Annotated in this window: 21 protein-coding genes and 1 tRNA gene; 11 read left to right on the forward strand and 11 right to left on the reverse strand. The window is 58.7% G+C overall.

Annotated elements, in window-relative coordinates:
- Window positions 1-70: 70 nt before the first annotated feature.
- The 10 genes from F4X57_08035 to F4X57_08080 all read left to right on the forward strand — a co-directional run bounded on the left by F4X57_08035 (window position 71) and on the right by F4X57_08080 (window position 5,682).
- A complete protein-coding gene (locus tag F4X57_08035) occupies window positions 71-238 on the forward strand; it encodes a YHS domain-containing protein (GenBank protein MYC07104.1) in 168 nt (55 codons plus the stop codon).
- 222 nt (window positions 239-460) lie between these two features.
- A tRNA-Leu gene (locus F4X57_08040) sits at window positions 461-546 on the forward strand.
- Between the two features lie 212 nt (window positions 547-758).
- Window positions 759-1,154 (forward strand): VOC family protein, encoded by a 396-nt coding sequence (locus F4X57_08045; GenBank protein MYC07105.1) that lies wholly within the window; start codon window positions 759-761, stop codon window positions 1,152-1,154.
- A 74-nt stretch (window positions 1,155-1,228) separates the two neighbouring features.
- Window positions 1,229-1,555 (forward strand): hypothetical protein, encoded by a 327-nt coding sequence (locus tag F4X57_08050; GenBank protein MYC07106.1) that lies wholly within the window; start codon window positions 1,229-1,231, stop codon window positions 1,553-1,555.
- A 411-nt stretch (window positions 1,556-1,966) separates the two neighbouring features.
- On the forward strand, window positions 1,967-2,179 hold the full coding sequence (locus F4X57_08055; protein ID MYC07107.1) for a hypothetical protein: 213 nt from the start codon (window positions 1,967-1,969) through the stop codon (window positions 2,177-2,179).
- A complete protein-coding gene (locus tag F4X57_08060; protein MYC07108.1) occupies window positions 2,180-2,632 on the forward strand; it encodes a thioredoxin domain-containing protein in 453 nt (150 codons plus the stop codon). It begins immediately after the preceding gene.
- Entirely contained in the window at window positions 2,629-3,084 is a 456-nt protein-coding gene (locus F4X57_08065) for a vitamin K epoxide reductase family protein (protein MYC07109.1), read from the forward strand. The genes F4X57_08060 and F4X57_08065 overlap by 4 nt, the downstream gene beginning before the upstream one ends.
- A gap of 466 nt (window positions 3,085-3,550) precedes the next feature.
- Window positions 3,551-5,086 (forward strand): MFS transporter, encoded by a 1,536-nt coding sequence (locus F4X57_08070; GenBank protein MYC07110.1) that lies wholly within the window; start codon window positions 3,551-3,553, stop codon window positions 5,084-5,086.
- 1 nt (window position 5,087) lies between these two features.
- Window positions 5,088-5,348, forward strand: coding sequence for a hypothetical protein (locus F4X57_08075; protein MYC07111.1), 261 nt, complete (start codon window positions 5,088-5,090; stop codon window positions 5,346-5,348).
- A 103-nt stretch (window positions 5,349-5,451) separates the two neighbouring features.
- Window positions 5,452-5,682, forward strand: a complete 231-nt coding sequence (locus F4X57_08080; protein MYC07112.1) for a hypothetical protein — start codon at window positions 5,452-5,454, stop codon at window positions 5,680-5,682.
- Between the two features lie 61 nt (window positions 5,683-5,743).
- Here F4X57_08080 and F4X57_08085 read toward each other — a convergent pair whose 3' ends face one another.
- From F4X57_08085 to F4X57_08095, 3 genes are all read right to left on the reverse strand, one after another.
- Window positions 5,744-7,003: an MFS transporter gene (locus F4X57_08085; GenBank protein ID MYC07113.1), complete on the reverse strand. Its 1,260-nt coding sequence runs from the start codon at window positions 7,001-7,003 to the stop codon at window positions 5,744-5,746.
- A 483-nt stretch (window positions 7,004-7,486) separates the two neighbouring features.
- Window positions 7,487-7,807, reverse strand: a complete 321-nt coding sequence (locus F4X57_08090) for a GYD domain-containing protein (protein ID MYC07114.1) — start codon at window positions 7,805-7,807, stop codon at window positions 7,487-7,489.
- 124 nt (window positions 7,808-7,931) lie between these two features.
- A complete protein-coding gene (locus F4X57_08095) occupies window positions 7,932-10,454 on the reverse strand; it encodes an AAA family ATPase (GenBank protein MYC07115.1) in 2,523 nt (840 codons plus the stop codon).
- A gap of 430 nt (window positions 10,455-10,884) precedes the next feature.
- Between F4X57_08095 and F4X57_08100 the strand changes: the two genes are divergently transcribed.
- Complete coding sequence (locus tag F4X57_08100; GenBank protein ID MYC07116.1) at window positions 10,885-12,099, forward strand: hypothetical protein; 1,215 nt, start codon at window positions 10,885-10,887, stop codon at window positions 12,097-12,099.
- Between the two features lie 53 nt (window positions 12,100-12,152).
- Here F4X57_08100 and F4X57_08105 read toward each other — a convergent pair whose 3' ends face one another.
- The 8 genes from F4X57_08105 to F4X57_08140 form a co-directional block, all read right to left on the reverse strand.
- On the reverse strand, window positions 12,153-12,809 hold the full coding sequence (locus tag F4X57_08105; GenBank protein MYC07117.1) for a hypothetical protein: 657 nt from the start codon (window positions 12,807-12,809) through the stop codon (window positions 12,153-12,155).
- 279 nt (window positions 12,810-13,088) lie between these two features.
- Entirely contained in the window at window positions 13,089-13,946 is an 858-nt protein-coding gene (locus tag F4X57_08110) for an alpha/beta fold hydrolase (protein ID MYC07118.1), read from the reverse strand.
- 168 nt (window positions 13,947-14,114) lie between these two features.
- Window positions 14,115-14,876, reverse strand: coding sequence for an alpha/beta hydrolase (locus F4X57_08115; protein MYC07119.1), 762 nt, complete (start codon window positions 14,874-14,876; stop codon window positions 14,115-14,117).
- 43 nt (window positions 14,877-14,919) lie between these two features.
- A complete protein-coding gene (locus F4X57_08120) occupies window positions 14,920-15,702 on the reverse strand; it encodes a 3-oxoacyl-ACP reductase FabG (GenBank protein ID MYC07120.1) in 783 nt (260 codons plus the stop codon).
- Window positions 15,703-16,142: 440 nt separating this feature from the next.
- Window positions 16,143-16,919 (reverse strand): hypothetical protein, encoded by a 777-nt coding sequence (locus F4X57_08125; protein ID MYC07121.1) that lies wholly within the window; start codon window positions 16,917-16,919, stop codon window positions 16,143-16,145.
- Window positions 16,920-16,960: 41 nt separating this feature from the next.
- Window positions 16,961-17,311: a hypothetical protein gene (locus F4X57_08130; GenBank protein MYC07122.1), complete on the reverse strand. Its 351-nt coding sequence runs from the start codon at window positions 17,309-17,311 to the stop codon at window positions 16,961-16,963.
- Between the two features lie 98 nt (window positions 17,312-17,409).
- Window positions 17,410-18,114, reverse strand: coding sequence for a hypothetical protein (locus tag F4X57_08135; GenBank protein MYC07123.1), 705 nt, complete (start codon window positions 18,112-18,114; stop codon window positions 17,410-17,412).
- An 89-nt stretch (window positions 18,115-18,203) separates the two neighbouring features.
- On the reverse strand, window positions 18,204-18,737 hold the full coding sequence (locus tag F4X57_08140; protein ID MYC07124.1) for a hypothetical protein: 534 nt from the start codon (window positions 18,735-18,737) through the stop codon (window positions 18,204-18,206).
- Window positions 18,738-18,900 lie beyond the last annotated feature (163 nt).

Genomic DNA, 18,900 nt, shown 5'->3' on the forward strand with positions numbered 1-18,900 from the left:
TTGTGCTCTGCCGGAACATGGACACTAGGAGGGAACCATGCTGCTGAAACTATTTAAGGGTAGCCCTGACTTGGCGACCGATCCGGTCTGCCAAATGGAAGTCGATATGAAGAAGCCAAACGGCGGCACATTCGAATATAACGGCGTGACCTACTACTTCTGCGCGATGGGCTGCAATCGCGCCTTCCAACGCGAGCCGGAAGCCTACCTGTCCGGCGAGAAGCAGATTCACATGTAACTCGGACGGGCTGAAAATCACCTGTAAATCATATCCATCCTGTTAAGTTGCAAGATTTCGTTTCTTTTTGGGTGGTTTTACGATATTACGCCACTAGATTCCTGCTTTCGCAGGAATGACGGAAGAAATATGACCATCTGAATGGAAACGCTATCAACTTGCAATCTTATCGTTGACCTTGCTTCTGCGATAGATAATAATTGACCTGTACCCTCAAACAGTGCCGAAGTGGCGGAATGGTAGACGCGACGGTCTCAAAAACCGTTGGGAGCGATCCCGTGTCGGTTCGACTCCGACCTTCGGCACCACTGTCTGCGTATCGCGAATGGTTGCCTGAATAGTGCGCCTTAGCCGCTTGACATCTCCTCTCATCCCACCTATATCAACGTCGTGCGCAATATACCGCGCCGCGTTGTTGCTGAATCTTCGCTGCCAGTTTAAGATACGCGCATCTCGTTAACGACCTGCGCGGGTTGCGATTCACTTCGCCTGCCCGCGAGAGCGAAAGGATGCTCGTCTTATGGCATACGCTATCAACCATGTACACATCCGCGCGGCAGACCCGCATGCCTCCGCCGCGTGGTACGAAAAGTACTTCGACGCGAAGATTCTATCCGCGCGCGAGGTGATGCCCGGCACGATTACCATCAGCATGGACGCGGGCGGTCCCGTGCGCCTCAATATCTCGTCCAAGCCCGACGGCTCGCCGGACTACCCGGCAGTCGCGGACTTGAACCGCCTGGGACTAGAGCATTTCGGCTTTGCCGTGGACGATATTGATGCCGACATGGCGAAATTCGAAGCGGACGGCGTGCGCGTCGTGCTGCCGATTACCGAAGTTACCGGCGGTGGTCGTTTGTCGTACATAGAAGGACCTGATGACGTGCTAATCGAGCTTGTGCAGCGCAGGGACTAGGCTGGCTGAATACCCAATTACTAAACAGCCAATGCCGTTGATAATCCAATTCGCTGAGAATTGAGGTATGCGATATGAGCGATAACGACGATATGGTTCGCTGGCCGCGCGTGCAGCAGATTCTCGCGGACATCATGCAGCGCTGGGAGCGGCGCGAGAAGCGGCGCGGGTTGCCCGGCATCCACGGGTACTACTGGGACACTCCGCAGGAACTCGCAGAAGACGAAGCCATGGGAATGAAGTTCATTGAGTCGGGCGTCCCCGGTTCGGAGACCGCGCTCGTCGTTTCGCTGCGTCGCGGTCTAGGCAGCATTCCCAAAATGCCAATGGGTGGACCATTCCTAAAGGAAGAGGAAATCCAAGAAATTGAGCGCTGGATTGACGCTGGAATGCCGGAGTGAGTGACGTAGAAGCCGCTTCCCCCCTGATGGGCTGACATGGGTATGTATTGGAGCGTTTCAGGTATCAAGATGGCTGATTATCTTCAATCCGTGCTCCGGTTGCGGCAAGTTTTCGGGAAGTAACCATATCCGTTTCCACATCCTGCTTTGACGCATCAGGCGGCGCATGGCTTCCGGCTGTCTTTCCGTGCGCTAACAAAAAGACGCCACAATGCCGCGCCTTTCCCAAGTTCTCATACTTGTCCTGTACTTTACTTGCCCTTATCAGCCCTTAATGGAGGGAAGGGACGATTGGTAGCTCGGCGGGGCTTGCCTTGGTTGATTTTATGTCATAATGGATAGGTTGAGATTTGGCGTATCAATACCGGATGCGCCAATTGAGAATCATCGATTTCAAGGAGCGAAAATAACTTGGAGAACCGAAACAGACTTTGGATTATGCTCGGCGGCGGCGCGGTGGCTGTCGTGATCGCGGTCGCCGTTATTGCCGTGGTCGCGCTGAACTTGACCGGCGGCGACAGCAGTGGCGCGCCCACCGCCGCCACGGAGTTCCCGGCGCACGCGCACATCCTCGGCGACGCTAACGCGCCCGTTACTGTCGTGGAGTATGGCGATTTCCAATGAGTGCACTGCCGTGATTTCGCCCTCGGGGCAGGGCGACCGATAAAGGAAAACTATGTTGATTCCGGGCAAGTGCGCTTCGTTTATCGCCACTTCGCGTTCTTGGGGCAGGAGTCCGTCTGGGCGGCGGAGGCGACCGAGTGCGCCGACGAGCAAGGCCGCTTTTGGGACTACCACGACATCCTGTTCGACAACTGGGCCGGTACAAACATCGGCGCGTACAACTACAACAACCTCATCGGCTTTGCGCGCATTCTCGAGCTTGATGAGGAGCAGTTCGCAACCTGCCTGAACGAGCGCAGATATGTTGATCGCGTGCGCTCCGACACGGAGTTTGCGGAGAATAACGGCGTCACATCCACACCGACCGTGTTCGTGAACGGAGAGCGTGTGCGCGGTGTGGACTTCGCGCCGTTCCGGGACGCCATCGAGGCGGCGCTGGCAGCGACGCAATGACGCTGAGCGCGCGGACAATCTGCTGGTCGGCATCAGTTGCGCTGAGCCTCACTGGGCTGGCGCTTGCCACATACCTGAGCGTGGTGTATCTGAGCGGCGCGGATTTGGCGTGCGGCGCGAGCGGCGGCTGCGGCGCGGTTACGACCAGCGAATACTCGCGATTTCTTGGCATTCCCGTGGCAATGTTAGGTGTCGTCGGATATGCCATGCTGCTGCTCGGCAACCTTGCGGCGCTTGGTGTTGCACAGCCTCCGGCAATGCTGAGGTGGAGCGTTGCCGGTATCGCGTTCATGGGCTTTGCTTTTTCTGCGTACCTCACTGTGACGCAGGCGTTCCTTATTGGATCGTACTGCATCTATTGCCTGACATCCGCGTCCCTGATGACCGTTCTGATGGTGTTGACATTGACGGCGGCGGTGGGGTGGGAGGATTCCGTCTCATTTGGGGATTAGCCCTAGCACAAGTTTGCCCCATCCGAATCTTGATGATGACCAGCGCCTTGGATGCGGGCTTCGCGGCAGTAGTCATCGCAGGCGACGGCCGCGCCATTGGCTGTCTTCTTCTTCCTCGCGCTTTCGCTTGATGGTGATGTGCGTGCGGTACGCGGCGAAGATAGCGTATGCGATGAGTGCCATGATGAGCAGGATTAGAAGAGGGTTCATGGGCGTGTTCCTTCCGTAAGGTGTTGGGCGCGATTATATCGGCTTGGGACCGGTGTGTTCAAATGCGGCAAAGGGTTATTCCAAGCAGCGCGAGGAGTCTGAAATCGGCGCGGTTTGAGAAGTGGCGGACCGGTTGGCGTGCGGCGGTTATTTCGCCACCTTGTTAGACTTCCCCCTGAATTGAGATGGGACTCGCATCGGCGCTATTCGTTGTGCGGGGATGGCTAGGGGCGTACAATGACATGCGGCATACCTTATGATATTTTCCCGTCTTTCCTTCGCTCGCGGATTATCGCAGAGCGGTAGTTACAAGTGGTGGGTGTTTCTTGCGCTCGCTATTGGCACATTTACTTCGGTCGCCGATTTTGGCAGCCTCAATGTTACGATGCCCACCATCGCCGAGCACTTCGGCACGGACTTGCCTACGACGCAGTGGGTGCTGATTGGCTACGCGCTCGCCATCAGCGCGCTGCTGCTGCCGATGGGCAGGATGTCCGATATTGTCGGGCGCAAGCGCGTGTATATCGGCGGATTCGTCATCTTTCTAGTCGGCGGCGTGCTCGCGGCGACGTCGGACAGCATCGCAATGCTCATCGCGTTCAAGATACTGCAGGGCGTAGGCGCGAGCATGACGCAGGGCACCGGCATGGCGATGGTGCTCGCCACATTCGGGAATGAGGAACGCGGCAAGGCGCTCGGGTCGTTCATCACCGTCGTTGGCACGGGCAATGTCGCTGGGCCTGCGCTCGGCGGCTTTATCGCCGGGACATTGGGCTGGCAGTGGGTCTTCTACTACGGAGCCATACTGGGACTGCTTGCAATCGCGGCGGCGGTTCTGGTGCTGGACGGGCGGATATATTCCAAGCGCGGCGTGGGCAGCATGTCCTTCGACTGGCTCGGCGCGGCACTGTCCACGGCGGCGCTAGTGTCGTTCCTGATGGTGATGACCACCGCGCCGCGACTCGGCTGGACATACCCGCCGGTGCTTGGTGGCTGCGCCGCGCTCGTGGCGCTGGTCGCCGTGTTTATCTGGTGGGAGCTGCGCTGCGAGACTCCGATGATAGACCTGCGCCTGTTCAGAATGCGCCTCATATCGCTTGGAGTCGCCTCTCAATTCATATCGTTCATCGGCAACTCGTCGATGCGCTTCCTGTTGCCATTCTACCTGCAGGCGGTTCTAGGATACTCGCCGCAGCAAATCGGGCTCATCTTCGTGCCGGCGTCGATTTCGATGATAGTTACAGGGCCAATCAGCGGGCGATTGTCTGACCGATTCGGCTATCGCTGGTTCACGGTGAGCGGGCTGTTCATGTCGGTCTTCGGGCTGCTACTGCTGTCCACGCTGACGACAGAATCATCGGTGTGGATTGTCGCGATAGGCATGCTGCTTCAGACGGGCGGAACGGGCACATTCTACCCGCCTAACAACTCGTCGATAATGCAGCAGGTGCCGGAGAGACGTTACGGCGTGATGTCCGGCTTCATCAACCTCGTGCGCAACTCGGGAAACATAACCGGCACAGCGGTTGCCACGGCGATAGTGTCGGCGGTAATGGTGTCTATGGGCTTCCTGCCCAACCTATCCGCGGTAACGGAAACAGGCGACGCCGGGTTGCTGAACGCCTTTGTGGCCGGATTGCGCACCGCGTACATCATAGTCGCGGGCCTAGTTTTCGTCGCCGTCATATTCTCATTCATCCGCCCGACGACTTCAGCAGCGACATCTGCCGTTGCCACTAGCGCAGATGCTAAGTCCGAGGAATCTGGAGCAGAGCCGCAGCAAGTGCGGTAGCGTGGGCAAGTCCCAGCCTTACGAAGTCTTCACCGAAGCCGATAGTTCCGCCAGGGCGTACATCGAACTTCTGGATGTCGAATTCTACTGGGACGGGCAAGAGTTCGATGTGCTAGATCCAATCACTGTCAAGACAATCGACCGCTGGGAAACCGAACACGAAGCGCGCATGGCAGAGCGCGAGGCACGCCTTGCCGCGGAAGCGCGTGAACGCGAGTTGCTTGAAGAAATCGAAAGCCTGCGCCGCCGAATCTCGGAATAGCCGCCGACGATTAATGCCCTATTTTGCCTATTTTCAATCGCCAATCATGATGCTACAATTCCAGCATGCCGAAAACGAACATTTGTTGTTCTGGAGATGCATCATGAACGAAAAGCCCCGCAAAATTACCAACGCTTGGGTCAATCGTACACTGCCCGACATATTCTACGAGACGCCGCAGGAAGCGGTTGAACGCGTGTTAGCAGAGCGCGAGGCGATAGCGGCAGCCGAGGCACGCGCCGACAGGGAACGCGAGGCACGCCTTGCCGCGGAAGCGCGTGAACGCGAATTGCTTGAAGAGATCGAAAGCCTGCGCCGCCGAATCTCGGAATAGCCGCCCCAACCAGGCGAAACATCCGCTATTCCGTCCATCGATGTAATATAGCGTCCGCGCGCTACATGCGGCGCATCCTGCCGTAGAAAGCAAAGATACCCACGCCGACCAGAGCGAGCGCGACGCCGTTGGCGCTGAGCGCGACGCCAACGCCAATCGCCGCCGTCAGCCATCCCACTTGCAAGTTGCCTATGGGCGCGGTGCCGATGCCCACTACCCACGCGCCCATCGCGCGCCCGCGCTGCTCGTTGGGGACGATGTTCTGCATCATGCTCTGCGAGAAGATGTCGGACAACGCCATCGCGCCGCCTATGATTCCCGTTGCCACGAGCGCGATGATGAAGGCGGTCGACTGCCCAAGTATTGTGTAAGCCTGCACGCTCGCGGCACCGTCAAGCAGGAAAGAGGAGATTGCGGACGACTGCCCCAGCAGCAGCAGCGCCGCGCCGAATACCATCAGGTTTAGCAGCAGCAGCACTCCCTTACGCCCGACTTCGCCGAACAGCGACAGCAGCATTATGCCGACGACCGCGCCGCCGCTTCGGAAGCCGTTCAGCCAGCCGAGACCTTCCGCACCCACATCCAGCACGTCGCGCGCGAGGCTCGGCAGCGCCGCGCCACTGGAAAAGCCCAGCGTCTCAGTCGCCGCGACGATGATGACCAGCATTCGCAGGGGCTTATTGCGGCGAAGCTCGTCGATGAACTCGCGCAATATCTGCAATATCGGCTGGCGCGAGCGAGACGCCGCCTGCCCGGGCGAGCGTATGAGACTCAGCAGCAGTGTAGAGACGATATAGCCGCTCGCGAGCATCCAGTACGCCATGTGCGCGCCGGGGCCGTCAATGAGATAGCCCGCCGCAACCGCGCCCGCAAGGCCGCCCAAGCGCATGCCAAGCCCAACGTATGCAAGCCCGCTGACGAGATTTTCCCGGCCTACGACATCGAAGGCAAAGCTCTGCCGCGCCGCCTGGTGCATCGCGCTGACGCAGCCGCCCGCGACGGCGAACGCCAGCAGATGCCAGACTTGCAGCAGTTCAATGTAGATGAGCGCGCCGATGCCCACCATGAGCAGCGCCATGACCATGTTCAGCAGGCGTATGAGCGTGCGGCGGTCAACCATGTCTGCGATTGCGCCGGCGGGAATGCCGAGAAAGAATAGCGGCGCCATCCGCAGCGCAAGCGCGACGCCGACCATACGCGGGTCGTCGGTGAGTTCCAGCACCAGCCAGCCGATGATAACCTGCTCGCCCATGAAGCCGATGGCGTCGAAGAACGACGCGGACATCAGCACGCGCAAGTCGCGGTTACGCATCACGGGCAAGGAACGAAGGTTGTCCCTCAAATGCCGCACGGGGTTGGAAGAATAGCGCGAGCGCCTAGGAATCTGCACAGTGGCGCTATTATGCACTCAAATGCGGCGGCGCACAATGCAGGGAGGGTGGGACACGCGGATGCGGCGCGAGTTGTGAGATGCTCTGCCGCGAGTGAATTGTTGTAGGTAGAGTGGCATCTGTGGCTAATAATCAAGAAAGTAGTTCGATCCTAGAACGAGGGAATGCGGCGTTATTCCCGGAGGGGTAACATACTATGACACCCTTTCCCCAAAACTCAGGAAGCGCCGTCGAGACCAAAGGGAAGTCTAAGGGCTTAAGTTAGAGATCAGCCAAGGACATGAGTTGGGATACGCAGAGGCGTCTTCCGAATGGCGGGAATGGTTTGAGGAGTACGAAGGGGCGCGCAAGAACGGCGAGCCTTTCTACAAGCCCCCTCCTGTTAGGCGATAAGCGTTGCTGTCGCGGTGCCGTCAGCTCGCTGGCGGTCTGTAGTTCACCGCCTTGGCGGTCGCATCATCCACAGTCTCCGGCGGAATGAGCACGGTCGTCTTGACACTGCCCGCGCCCGAAGCTCCCACTACGAGGGACGCCGCGGTGGCGGTCGCGTCATCCGGCAAGTCCGCAATTACATATATGTCGTGGTCCCCGAAAGCGTAATAGAAAGCCTCTACGCTTCCACCCAAGGCTGCGGCAAGGTTAGCCACAACCTCGCGCCGTTGAGTGCCTCCCTCTTTCAATAGGCCTTGCAGACCCTCTTGCGTGTACGACGCTTGAAACAGATACTTCGGCATTTCTTCCTCCTGTGCATTTGATTCCGTGGTAATCGAAAGTGGACGAATTGTGGGACTGCCATGTTAATCGGCGAGAGATGGGCTTTGCAACCATATGTGCGGTCAAGAGCGCACCGAAGGGCGGTCAGTCCAGCTTCTCTATTGGCGCCATGCCCAATAGGAGGCGCTTGATGCCGGCGCCGTCTCGGAAGGCTACGGTTACTTCGAAGTCGTTGCCGGTTGGTTTGCACTCGGTTACTATGCCCTCGCCGAAGACTTTGTGCATTACTTTGTCGCCAGTGGTTAGGTGTGGGGATGATGGCGCAGTGTTGCCGCCGCGAATGGGGCGCTGACCCGGGACGCTCGGCGCTCTGCCGAACCTTCGTGTTGGTGTTGGGTTGGCGGAGCGCTGGGCGGTTGTACGGTTGCCGCTAACTCGTTGGTTGCCAGACTGCCGCGTGCCTGCGGACGGTGTAGTGGCATTTTGGCTGCGTCCTGTGCTTTCGCGACGTCTTTCGTCCGATGCGGCAAGCGAAGTCTGCGTCCCGTTGGGTGTTCTTGCCCGGCGGCTGGTCGAGCCGCGATTGCCTGCGCCCGGGCGCTTGGGCTGCGACGGCGCGGCTTGCAGCTCCTGCGGTATATCTAGCAGGAAGCGCGAGGGCATGCCCGGCTCCGAGCCGCCTCGGAATCCTCGCCGGAACGCTCGCAACAAGTAGAGCCGCTCTTTCGCGCGCGTAACGCCCACATAGCACAGGCGGCGCTCCTCTTCCAACTGCGTGGGGTCATCCACCGAGCGCGAGTGCGGCAGTAAGCCCTCTTCCATGCCGACCATGAACACCACCGGGAACTCTAAACCCTTCGCCTGGTGCAGAGTTATCAGCGTGATGGCGTCCGCACGCTCTTCCATGCTGTCCACATCGGCGACCAAGCTAACGCTCTCCAAGAACGCGGTCAGCGCCTCTTCCCTTCCGACATACAAAAATTCGCGGGCGGACGCGCGGAACTCTTGGATGTTCTCCATACGCTCTTCGCCGCGCTCTTGGGACAGCAGCCAGCGTTGGTAGCCGCTGCGCTCCAACACGGCATCGATGATGTCCAGCAAGTCCATGTTGTCGCGCTCTGCCGCGATGCCGCCTACGATGTTTCCGAACGCTATCAAGGCAGTCTTCGCGCGCGCCGTGAACGGGCTGATGGCGGGCGACTGCATCGCTATGCTTTCGCCGGATAGCGCATCTGCCGGCATTGCTTGATCGCGCTGCGCGTCTCCGGACAACGACTGAATGACCGTGAACTGTGATGTGCCGGCGTCCCTTGCGGTGCGCGCCAGATGGTCGAGCGTGCGCTGGCCAATGCCGCGCGTGGGCAGGTTGATGACGCGGTTGAGGCTAACATCGTCGTCCGGATTGGCGATTAGGCGCAGGTAGGCGATGATGTCCTTGACCTCTTGCCGCTGGTAGAATTTCATACCGCCTACGACCTGATACGGTACGCCGTAGCGCAAGCAAGCCTCTTCCAGCGCGCGCGATTGCGCGTTCACGCGGTACATTACCGCGATGTCGCCAAGCCCGACGCCGGACGGCTTGCGCCCGACAACGGCTTCCGAATTGCGCGTCAGATGCTGTATTTCCCTGATGACGAACTGTGCCTCTTCCTCTTCGTCGTATCCTTCGGCGATGGTGATGGGCACGCCCTCGCCGTTGCGCGTCCACAAGTCCTTTTCCACGCGCTGCGTGTTGGACGCGATGAGACTGCGCGCCGCGTCGAGTATCGTCTGTGTGGAGCGGTAATTTTCCTCCAACGCGATGAGTTTCGCCTTTGGATAGTCGTTTTGAAAGCTCAAGATGTTGCGGATGTCGGCGTTGCGCCAGGTGTAGATGGACTGGTCAGGGTCGCCCACTACGCAGATATTCAGGTGATGCCGCGAGAGCTGCTTGGCGATGGCGTACTGGGCGATGTTCGTGTCTTGGAACTCGTCCACCATAAAGTGGACATAGCGTTCCTGATACTTGCTGGCGACATCCGGCACGCGCTCGAAAAGCTGATATGTGCGCAGTATCAGGTCGTCGAAATCGACCGCCGAGCACTGGCGCAGCAGGTCTTCGTAGCGCTCGTAGGTGCGAACAATAATCTCGTCCCAGTAGCTGCCGGAGCGATGCGCCAAGCCGTCGGGGCCTAACAGCTCGCTTTTGGCGCCGGAGATGCCGGACAGGATGGAGCGCGGCGGGAATCGTTTTGGGTCGAGTTCGAGTTCTATGAGCGCGCGTTTAACGAGCGCCATCTGGTCGGCGTCGTCGTATATGACGAAATCGCGGTCAAGCCCGATGTGTTCGCCCTCGCGTCGCAGCACATTCGCGCAGAAGGCGTGGAATGTGGACGCGGTCAGCTGCTCTGCCGCTTGACCTAGCAGCGGAACGAGCCGTTGGCGCATCTCGCGAGCGGCCTTGTTCGTGAATGTCACGGCTGCGATACGATACGGCGCGATGCCCACAACACGCACCAGATAGGCGATGCGATGCGTGATAACGCGCGTCTTGCCGCTGCCGGGTCCGGCTACGATGAGCAGGGGGCCGTCAATGGCGGTTACGGCTTCTCGTTGATTGTCGTTCAGCCCGTCAAGTATCTGCTCTGCGACGTTTCCGACGCGCCCGTCCTGTCTGCGTGAAACCATATTTCCTCGTTCATACTCCCGTACCTGCTACTGCGCATCCCGAGCACTTCCGCACATTGCCATTGCCCTACGAATCAGCGAGTCTGACATCATCGCTCTATCTTGCACGGCATATCGTCAACAAGAGTCGTTCGGCAATCTGTGCCTAATCCCGTTTGTTAGACTGGCGGATGTTCGCGGAGTTGGTTCGGTGAAGATTCGCCGCAGGTTCACCTGTGCTTGGATTACAATGGCACAGGACGATGGTAACATCATGCTGTGCAAAATCAAAGTCATTTGTTCGCCTGATTGAGTCTTGCAAGCTTCGAACACCTCTATCCCAGCCTTCTATATCAAAGGGAAGGGACAGGTAAAGGGGACGGGCAAGAGCTGCCACGAATACTGCATTTTTTGCCAACCCACACCGTTGTCATGATACACTAGCAGCATTATGAAGAAACAAGACCAACATGCACTCGACACACTAGCGGCGCTGGCGGCGAATCCGGCGGCGCCATTCCACGAATGGGCGGTCGCGCGGCACCTGCTCGGCTGGCTCGCCACGATGGACGGCATGGACTACCGCCGCGACGAGTTCGGCAATATCATCGCGCACTATATCTCGCCGAGCATCGCCGCGATGCCCGAGTCCGAACGCGAGCCGCCTATCGCATTTGTGGCGCATATGGACCATCCCGGCTACGAAATAATCCGCCCGGCGCAGGCGTCAGGGGATAGCGGTGATGACGCTAACCATAGCCACGATAACAACAATAGCAGGCTGTATATCGCGGAGGCGCAGGGCGGAGTGCCGGTGGCGTCGATGACGCATACCGTGCCCGCATTCATCCTGATGCCGGACGGCGAGCGCATATCCGCAGTGATTCAACCGTTGCCTGCCGATTCGCCGGAGCACGCGGACGGCGAAAGGCTGGTCGCGGTTCGTGTAGATACCGATGCGGAACTGCCATTGCGCGCGCCGGTGATCTTCGACCTGCCGGATTTCGGCATCGACGGCGACACGATACGCATGCGCGCGGCGGACGACCTCGCGGGCTGCGCGGCGATTTTGTGCGCGCTGGAACGCATTATCGCGGATGGCGGGGACTCGGATTTTTACGCAGTTTTCACGCGCGGAGAAGAGGGCGGACTCTTCGGTGCGCGGCTGTTGGCAGAGGCGGGCACGCTGCCGGAGAATACGCTCGTCGTGTCCGTCGAAACCAGTTCTATCATCCCCGGCGTTACGCAGGGCGAAGGCATCGTCATACGCACGGGCGACCGCATATACACTTTTGATTCGGACGCCGAGCAGGTGTTCATCGTGGCGGCGGACAACCTTCGCGCGCGAGACAGCGAGTTCAAGGCGCAGCGGCATCTGATGAGTGGCGGTGGCTGTGAGGCGAGTGGGTTCGCCGTCTTCGACTACGCCGTAACCGGGCTGGCATTCCCGCTCGGCAACTGGCACAACGCCACCACGACCATCCCAGACCCGGACGGCGGCGTGGACTCCGAATACATCAGCGTCACCGACTATCTAAGCGGCGTGGCGCTCATAGCGGAAGCGGGCGTCAGCGTAGCCGCGCGGCGCGACACACCCACCCGCCGCCGACTCCGCGAAATCCCCGACGACGTGCGGCAACGGATGCGGGAGACGGCGGAGGTGTAGGCGCGGCGAGCGCCACAGAACTCGCGCTCACGTCCTACCCATCCTGATAAGTCCTATTCCGGTTCGCTCCTATCCCACCCGTCTAGCATCCAGTAGCCTACTTGGGGGACTTCGGATACTGTGGGCAAGCCTTGCGCTCGCTTTAGGCGTTGGATGTTGTAGAGGTGCGTGGTTTCTTCGAAGTACATGTGGCGGAAGGTCGCCTCCAGGGTGGTGGTCTCGGTGCCTGCCTCAGCGTCCAATGTGATGCCATGGGGATGGGCGCTGACGACGAGGGCTCGCTCCGGGTTGTACTCAGTGACCAGCGTGTTGCTGCGCAGGAAGCCTGCCGTGCGCTCGGAGAGTATCGCTTGAGCCATCTCGATGCCCTCGCGTAGTATGCCGAGAATCACGTCCATGTCGTGGTAGCGCACGTCGAGCGCCCTGTCGTTGTCAGACACCGCAATGCCTTCGACATCCTCTATGCCGTGATCGCTTTCCGGGAACAGCGTGTCCGCCCAGCGCACCGCCATCCAGCGATACAGCAGCGACGCCATGTGGCTCATCTGCCGCCGGATGCTCCATTCAGCCCAGCCCCACTTATCGGAAGTCCAGTCCAGCTGCTCGTCTGTCAGCCCCTCGACCTCAGGCGCAATCAGGTCGTACAGCGTTCCGTACTCCGGGAACAGCGCCGCAGCCGGCGCATCGTCAGGTATCCGCTCTGCGCTCATTCGTCAATCCTCCACATATTATCCATATATTAGGTTCTGCGGACACTTCACCATTACGTCCCGTCATTCCTGCGAAAGCAGGAATCCAGAGTCATAGATATAGCCGATTTCTTATCATTTACATCGTCTGAAAAACACTGGATTCCCGCCTACGCGGGAATGACGATATGAAATCTTGAAATGTCCACAGAGCGTAGGCTATGCACAGAGTTCATGTTACCACTTCGCTGAAACTTACATCGATGGACAGGATTGACAGGATAAGATACGACTATCGAATTACACCCCGTCTAGCCACTCCGACATCGCTTCGAACAGCTTCTCTTCGCGGTCCGCGTAGCCGTGGCTGGCACCGGGGATTTGTCGGACTTGAGTATGAGGGTAGTTGGCGGCTGCTAGGCTGCGGTGGGCTGCGCCGCAGACGGGGAGCTCTTGCGTGCCGCCTATGGCGCACTCTTCGGAGCCGAATATGAAGAGCGTTGGGCAGCCGGTGTTGGCAGCGTGCGTGGTTACGCTGTAGCGGTTGTCGGGGTTGAAGCAATCGACGAAGGCGCGCGCGCTCCAAGTCGATCCCCAAGGGACGCCGGGGCGTAGCAGCGTGTCCGGACGACCTTGTGCGATGTTTCGCTCGGAATCTCGAAATGGCGTCAGGAAATCGTCGCCATGCAAGGCAATTATGCCTTCGTGGTCGTACTCACCGGGCGACACCGGAATGACCGCTACCACATTAGCGAACCGCTCTTTTGCCTGCGCGTATGTCGCTCGCACCGCGCCGCCGCTATGCCCGCCGATGGCTATGCGTTGGTGTCCACGCTCTCGCAGCAAGCCCAGCCAAGCGCCGAAGTCCGCGCGCGAGTCATCGACCGACTCGAAGGCGTAGCCGGCGAGCGCACCTCCACGCACGCCGTTCGCAACATGGTCGTGTCCACGACGGTTGCCTGTCAGAAAGGCAATGCCGCGCTCTGCCATGCGCTGCCCCAGTTCTAGGTAAAGGCTGCTGTAGAAGTTGCCGCTGTCGCCGTGAAAGAATAGGATAGCGTCCACCGAGCCGGTTCGTCCCGTGCCGATAGGCGCGAAGTATGCGCCCGACAGCGTTATTCCTTCGGGTGTCGTAACTTCGACCAAGTCCGCAAGCATATCGGTTCTCCTTTTGGTACGTGTGGCGGGCGCGTTTTGCCAGGCGGGTATGGTTTGCGCAATCGCATGGCATTTGCCGTTGGCTGCCAGAGCGCATGATATAGCACACGAGCGGCTATGCGAACCGGCGCAAGGCGAAGCTCACAAAATAGTCTAGGTCGGTCTCGGCTAGGAAGTCGTGGCTACCGGCACGTGCGCCTTTAGGAAGCGGCGGGCGTGGGATACTACTTCGTCGATGTGCTGCTGCGTATCTTTCCATGGGAATATCGTTACCTCGGCGTTGGGCGCGAGGCTGGCGACTTCCATCGCACACTCGTATGGGTGCGCGGGCACGTTGTCCGGCGCGACGAGCAGCGGCGTCTTCAGGTTGCGCACGAAATCGCGGTCAACGGTGAACACGAAGTCGGCGCGGCTCGTGTACATGCTGGTCAGGAACTCATGCACCGCGTCCATCGTGACTTCAGGACGTCTCTCGCATAGCGGCGGACCCCAGCGCGCGGTGTTGTTCTGGTAAAAGATGTCCGGCGCGTCCGGATTGAACCCGCTCGGCTGCATCAGCGCCGCCGCCACAATGCGCTCCGGCGCCAACCTGAGCAGGTTGTGGATCATGGGGCCGCCGATGCAAAAGCCCATCACCAAGAACTCGCCTATGCCGAGATGGTCCATCAGACCGAGTTGGTCGTCGGAGTATGCGTCCCACGGGCGGTCGATTTCCAATGGACCGCCCGACTGCCCCAAATCGGCGTTTCGCAGGTCGGCGGCGATGCAGCGGAAGTCGTCCTTGTAGGTGTGCATCGGGTTGAACGGCACTGCCGTGTCCAAGCCTGCGATGGTCGAGTTCAGCCCGCCGCCGGGGATAATCAGCAAAGGGAACCCGGAGCCGACCTCTTCGTAGTAGATGCGAGTGGAGCCTCTTTCGTAGAACGGCATAATATCCTTCCTTCATCATCGAATTATTGTCAAGATAAGGCGTCTAGTGCATCACCAAGCCACCGTCCACGTTGAACGCCTGTCCGGTGATGTTGCGCGAGCCGGGACCTGCCAAGAACGCCGCCATGTCCGCAATGTCTTCGGGCTCGTTTGCGCGGCCAATCGGGATGGCGGCGCTCCGCCGCGCTTCCAATTCTTCCTGCGGGATGCCGAGTTCTTGCGACCGCTGTATCATGCTGCCTTGCGACATTTCCGTGCGGGTAACGCCTGGGCAGATGGCGTTCACGTTGATGTCGTAGCCGCCGAGCTGGTGCGCGGCAATGTGCGTCATGGAGATTACGGCGCCCTTGCTGGCAGCATAAGCAGCGTTGGAAGTGCCGGAATAGCCCTTGCCCGCGATGGATGCGATGTTGATGATTCTGCCACCGTCGCCGCTGCTGATCATCTCGCGGGCGACACGCTGAAGGCAGAAGAAGACGCCGCGCGCGTTGACGCGGTGAATTCTGTCCCAATCCTCCACTGTCAGGTCCATAATGTCCGCGAAACGGGTAACGCCGGCGTTGTTCACCAGAATGTCGATGCGGCCGAACGCGCTCAGCGCCTCATCGACGACGCGGTTGATGTCGTCGATATCGCCAATATCCGCTTCGACCGCGATGGCATCGCGCCCAAGTTCGCGGATGTCGATGCTAGTCTGCTCGACCTGCCCGCCGTTGATGTCCGTGGCGATGATGCTCGCACCTTCGCTGGCGAGCCGCAGCGCGATAGACCTGCCCATCCCCCGAGCCGCGCCCGTAACCAGCGCCACCTTGCCGTTCAAAGACATTCCAGTCCTCCCATTCTTGGTGCATGCGTGGCAGATGCTTGGCGGATACTCTAGTTATACATACCTGGCATGCTTGACCGATGTTCCCGCAGCGGCATCCTGACATTGCATTGCTATACTCACTCTAGATAACAGGGACTATATGTGCGCATTCCAAAGTTGTCAATTGCTGAGTAGCACGCCGCGCAATGCGTGTTACAAACCTGACTTGGGCGCATAGTGAAGGGCTAGAATGACTTGCGCGAGTCGTTGCCATACGCGCATGTACGGCGTATCGCCGTTGAGGTGAATGTACCGAACCGCACGAAATCTCGCGCGTGAGCCTATCACCGTTTTCGCAATGCGGGTCGTTGGCGCAACCATCGGGAGCGGTTCGTGCGCTGCAAGAACCCCAATGGACCGACTCAGGAGGCTATGTGATGGAATGCTTGCGTAGAGTATTAGCCATCGTCAGGCTCGACATATGTTAGAGACAGCCTCGCATCGGTCGTTCCTGCCATCAGAGTTAGGATCGCGCCCAAAGCTAATGCCATCGCCCATCCCGCTGCATCAGGACCTTCCGGAAGCGATAACCTAAGGTACTCACTCATACCTACTCTGTTCCATGGACCTATTCTGTTCCATGGACTCATTTCAGAAGGGGCTTCCCGACCAGGGGTATGTGCCGTGCGCTGATACCTAAAAGTATTATCACTGAATTTTTCAAGTTCTGAGGCAAGTTGGATCCCAGATCCCTTTGCCAATTCGTACACTATCAAGGTTGCTTCCGTACTCCGATGTGATACCTGAAAGTAATTGGTCATATCAGAGAGATGGAAGAAGTAATTGATCATCTGAGTGAAATGGAAGACCCACGACTCTTGCATTGCTTCAAGTCCGCTCGCCGTTACTTGGTATCCCGACAACTCCACTGCGCCAAAGCGGCGCAGGGAGTCGTCGAAACATTGAAGCAGGGCAGGGAGAGCAATAACGATGGGCACCCCGTCCTCAAGCCCAACCTGCGCCGTCGCAATCCTGAGGGCATCATTCTGTTCGCATAGGTCGGCTTCTTCCATTCTCCAGAAGACCGGCGAAAGAGAGGATGGCTTGCGTTGCGGTGGAGTGTACCACCCCATAAGCACGGAGCGAGCACGGAAGACGCTGTAAAGGTCTTCATCAGGATGGTAGCCTCCCGAGAGGAAGCGTCCAAACGCTTCAACGAAGATTGTTCCACCCATCAAGACTCTCCTCGCTAATCCCAGCTAGTCATCGTCATCTATTATTCGTATCGTCTGCCGCTTGACGAGACGTGACATTTAACATTTACGTTGACCGAGTATCGGTCTGGCGGGTCAATGACCCCCGGTATATCCACATCCACGGTAGCACGGAATCCGGTCATTGTGCGTCCGTAGCTGCATTTGGCGCGAGCGGGCAGGTCGGCGGCTATCAGGTCGTGTCCAACGTTGTAGATGTTCACCTTATTGGCGGACGCTGCCGCTAACCATAGGCTAACCTTTGGGTCTGCCAAGTCTTCCGGCGAAAGACCGCTCTCGACCAGCGTAACCAGAAATTGACAGCCCACTAGGGACTTCAGAAGGGCTTCTACTCGTGCATCTGTGTTCGCCATCAGCTAACCTTATCTCCTTGGACCTTTGCATGTCATGTTCGCCGCCTTAGCCGCCAAGCCCGAATAGGTGACCTATGATTATTGCGCAGGAAAGCAACTCAAGGTTTCTGTGCCGCCCTTACAGTGATATGCCAGGCCCAGTTGGCAATCGCCACGCCCTCGGGGTCTTCCTCCGGGTCGATGTTCCATTTGGCGAATACCAGCAGGTGGGGCAGTTCGAGCAGTTCGGCAGGAATGCCGTATATCTCGACGGAGTTGCCCGGCCCTGCGCGCATGCAGGGGTCAACTTGGAATCTCGTGCATTCATACTCTGCGGCAGGCTCCTGGAACTTGCCGAAGTCGCCGCTGACCGACGGGGATTCACCTATGTCGTCAGGACGTAAGACCGCGTACCCTTCGACGAATACATAGCCAGGTTCTATGTCAGTATGAAAGCGAATTACCGATTGAGCGGGGTCTATCGCGCTTGCTTCAGGCCAGATAAAGGGAAGGCTGACCCCGTTCACCCTTGTCACGTGAGCGTCCGCGAAGTCCCAGTCCGCGCTCAGGATGATGCCGTCGGCAGCCGACTTGACGGGCCCGTCGCTGACCAACTGCACTTTGGGTAGTTCAGGCGGTGGCGGATAGTATCTCAGCAGCAAGGTCTCTTCTTCTTCAGGTTCACTCGGCTCTTCCTCGCTCGCCGCGGCTGGCTCCACGGCTGGCTCGACTGTCGTAGGGTTGGATGGGGATTGCGCACAGGCGGGGAAAGCCGCCAGAGTGAATAGCAGGGTTGCCAGCAGAACCATCGTCAGTAATCTCATAGGACACCTCATACTTAAGGAAGAGGCCCTGCCAAAGATTGCAGGGCCTCTTTAGCTAGATGGTAAGTCGGTTGCCGCACGTGCCCAGCTTACAGGTTGCAGGGATTATTTGCTATCCTGCTTGTGGTGCCCGTAAGGTACTTCACATTGTCTACGTCGATCACGTAGCCTTCTCCCGTGACCTTGAACTTGTGATTTGTGCAGGAAGTGGTGCCGTAAGCATAGCCTATGGCGGTGTTTCTCTTGTCATACACCCCGACGCTTCCAATCGCTCGCCACCCTCCGCCGGTCCAGCCCTGCCACCTCAGCAGTTCAGCATTGTGGCGCATCCTGGGCACCCGGTTGTCGCATTTCCCGCGAATCTTGCCCCTGACTTTGCTTCCAGACTTCCGGGGTGTGTAGGCGCTCTGCTTGCAGTTTGACGGGGACCCGGAAGACGAGCTAAGCGAGAGGAACGAGCCTAGCGGCGCGAAAATCTCTGAGATCGCGTCGGCATCCTGCGATGTGTAGTCGCTGGTCACAGGAACATCATCCTCTTGCGGGCCGTCAGCAAACACCGTCGCCGAAGCCGCCGTAAGCAGCACTGCAATAAGCAGCAATGAGACAGTTATGCGTGTAGTCATTTTGACACTCCTTATACAAGAACTCTGGGGATTATTCTTTCTGAGTTGTTGGTTCCAGCACCGGGGGGGGGGGGGGGGATGATTAAAAAAAAAGGGAGGGGGGCGGGGTGAGGTACTGTGAAGAACTGGTAGAAGAAAAAGAACAAGCACGACACACAGGAGC

It is taken from the genome of Chloroflexota bacterium, from assembly GCA_009840355.1.
In the GTDB taxonomy this organism is placed as follows: domain Bacteria; phylum Chloroflexota; class Dehalococcoidia; order Lucifugimonadales; family JADFKI01; genus Bin90.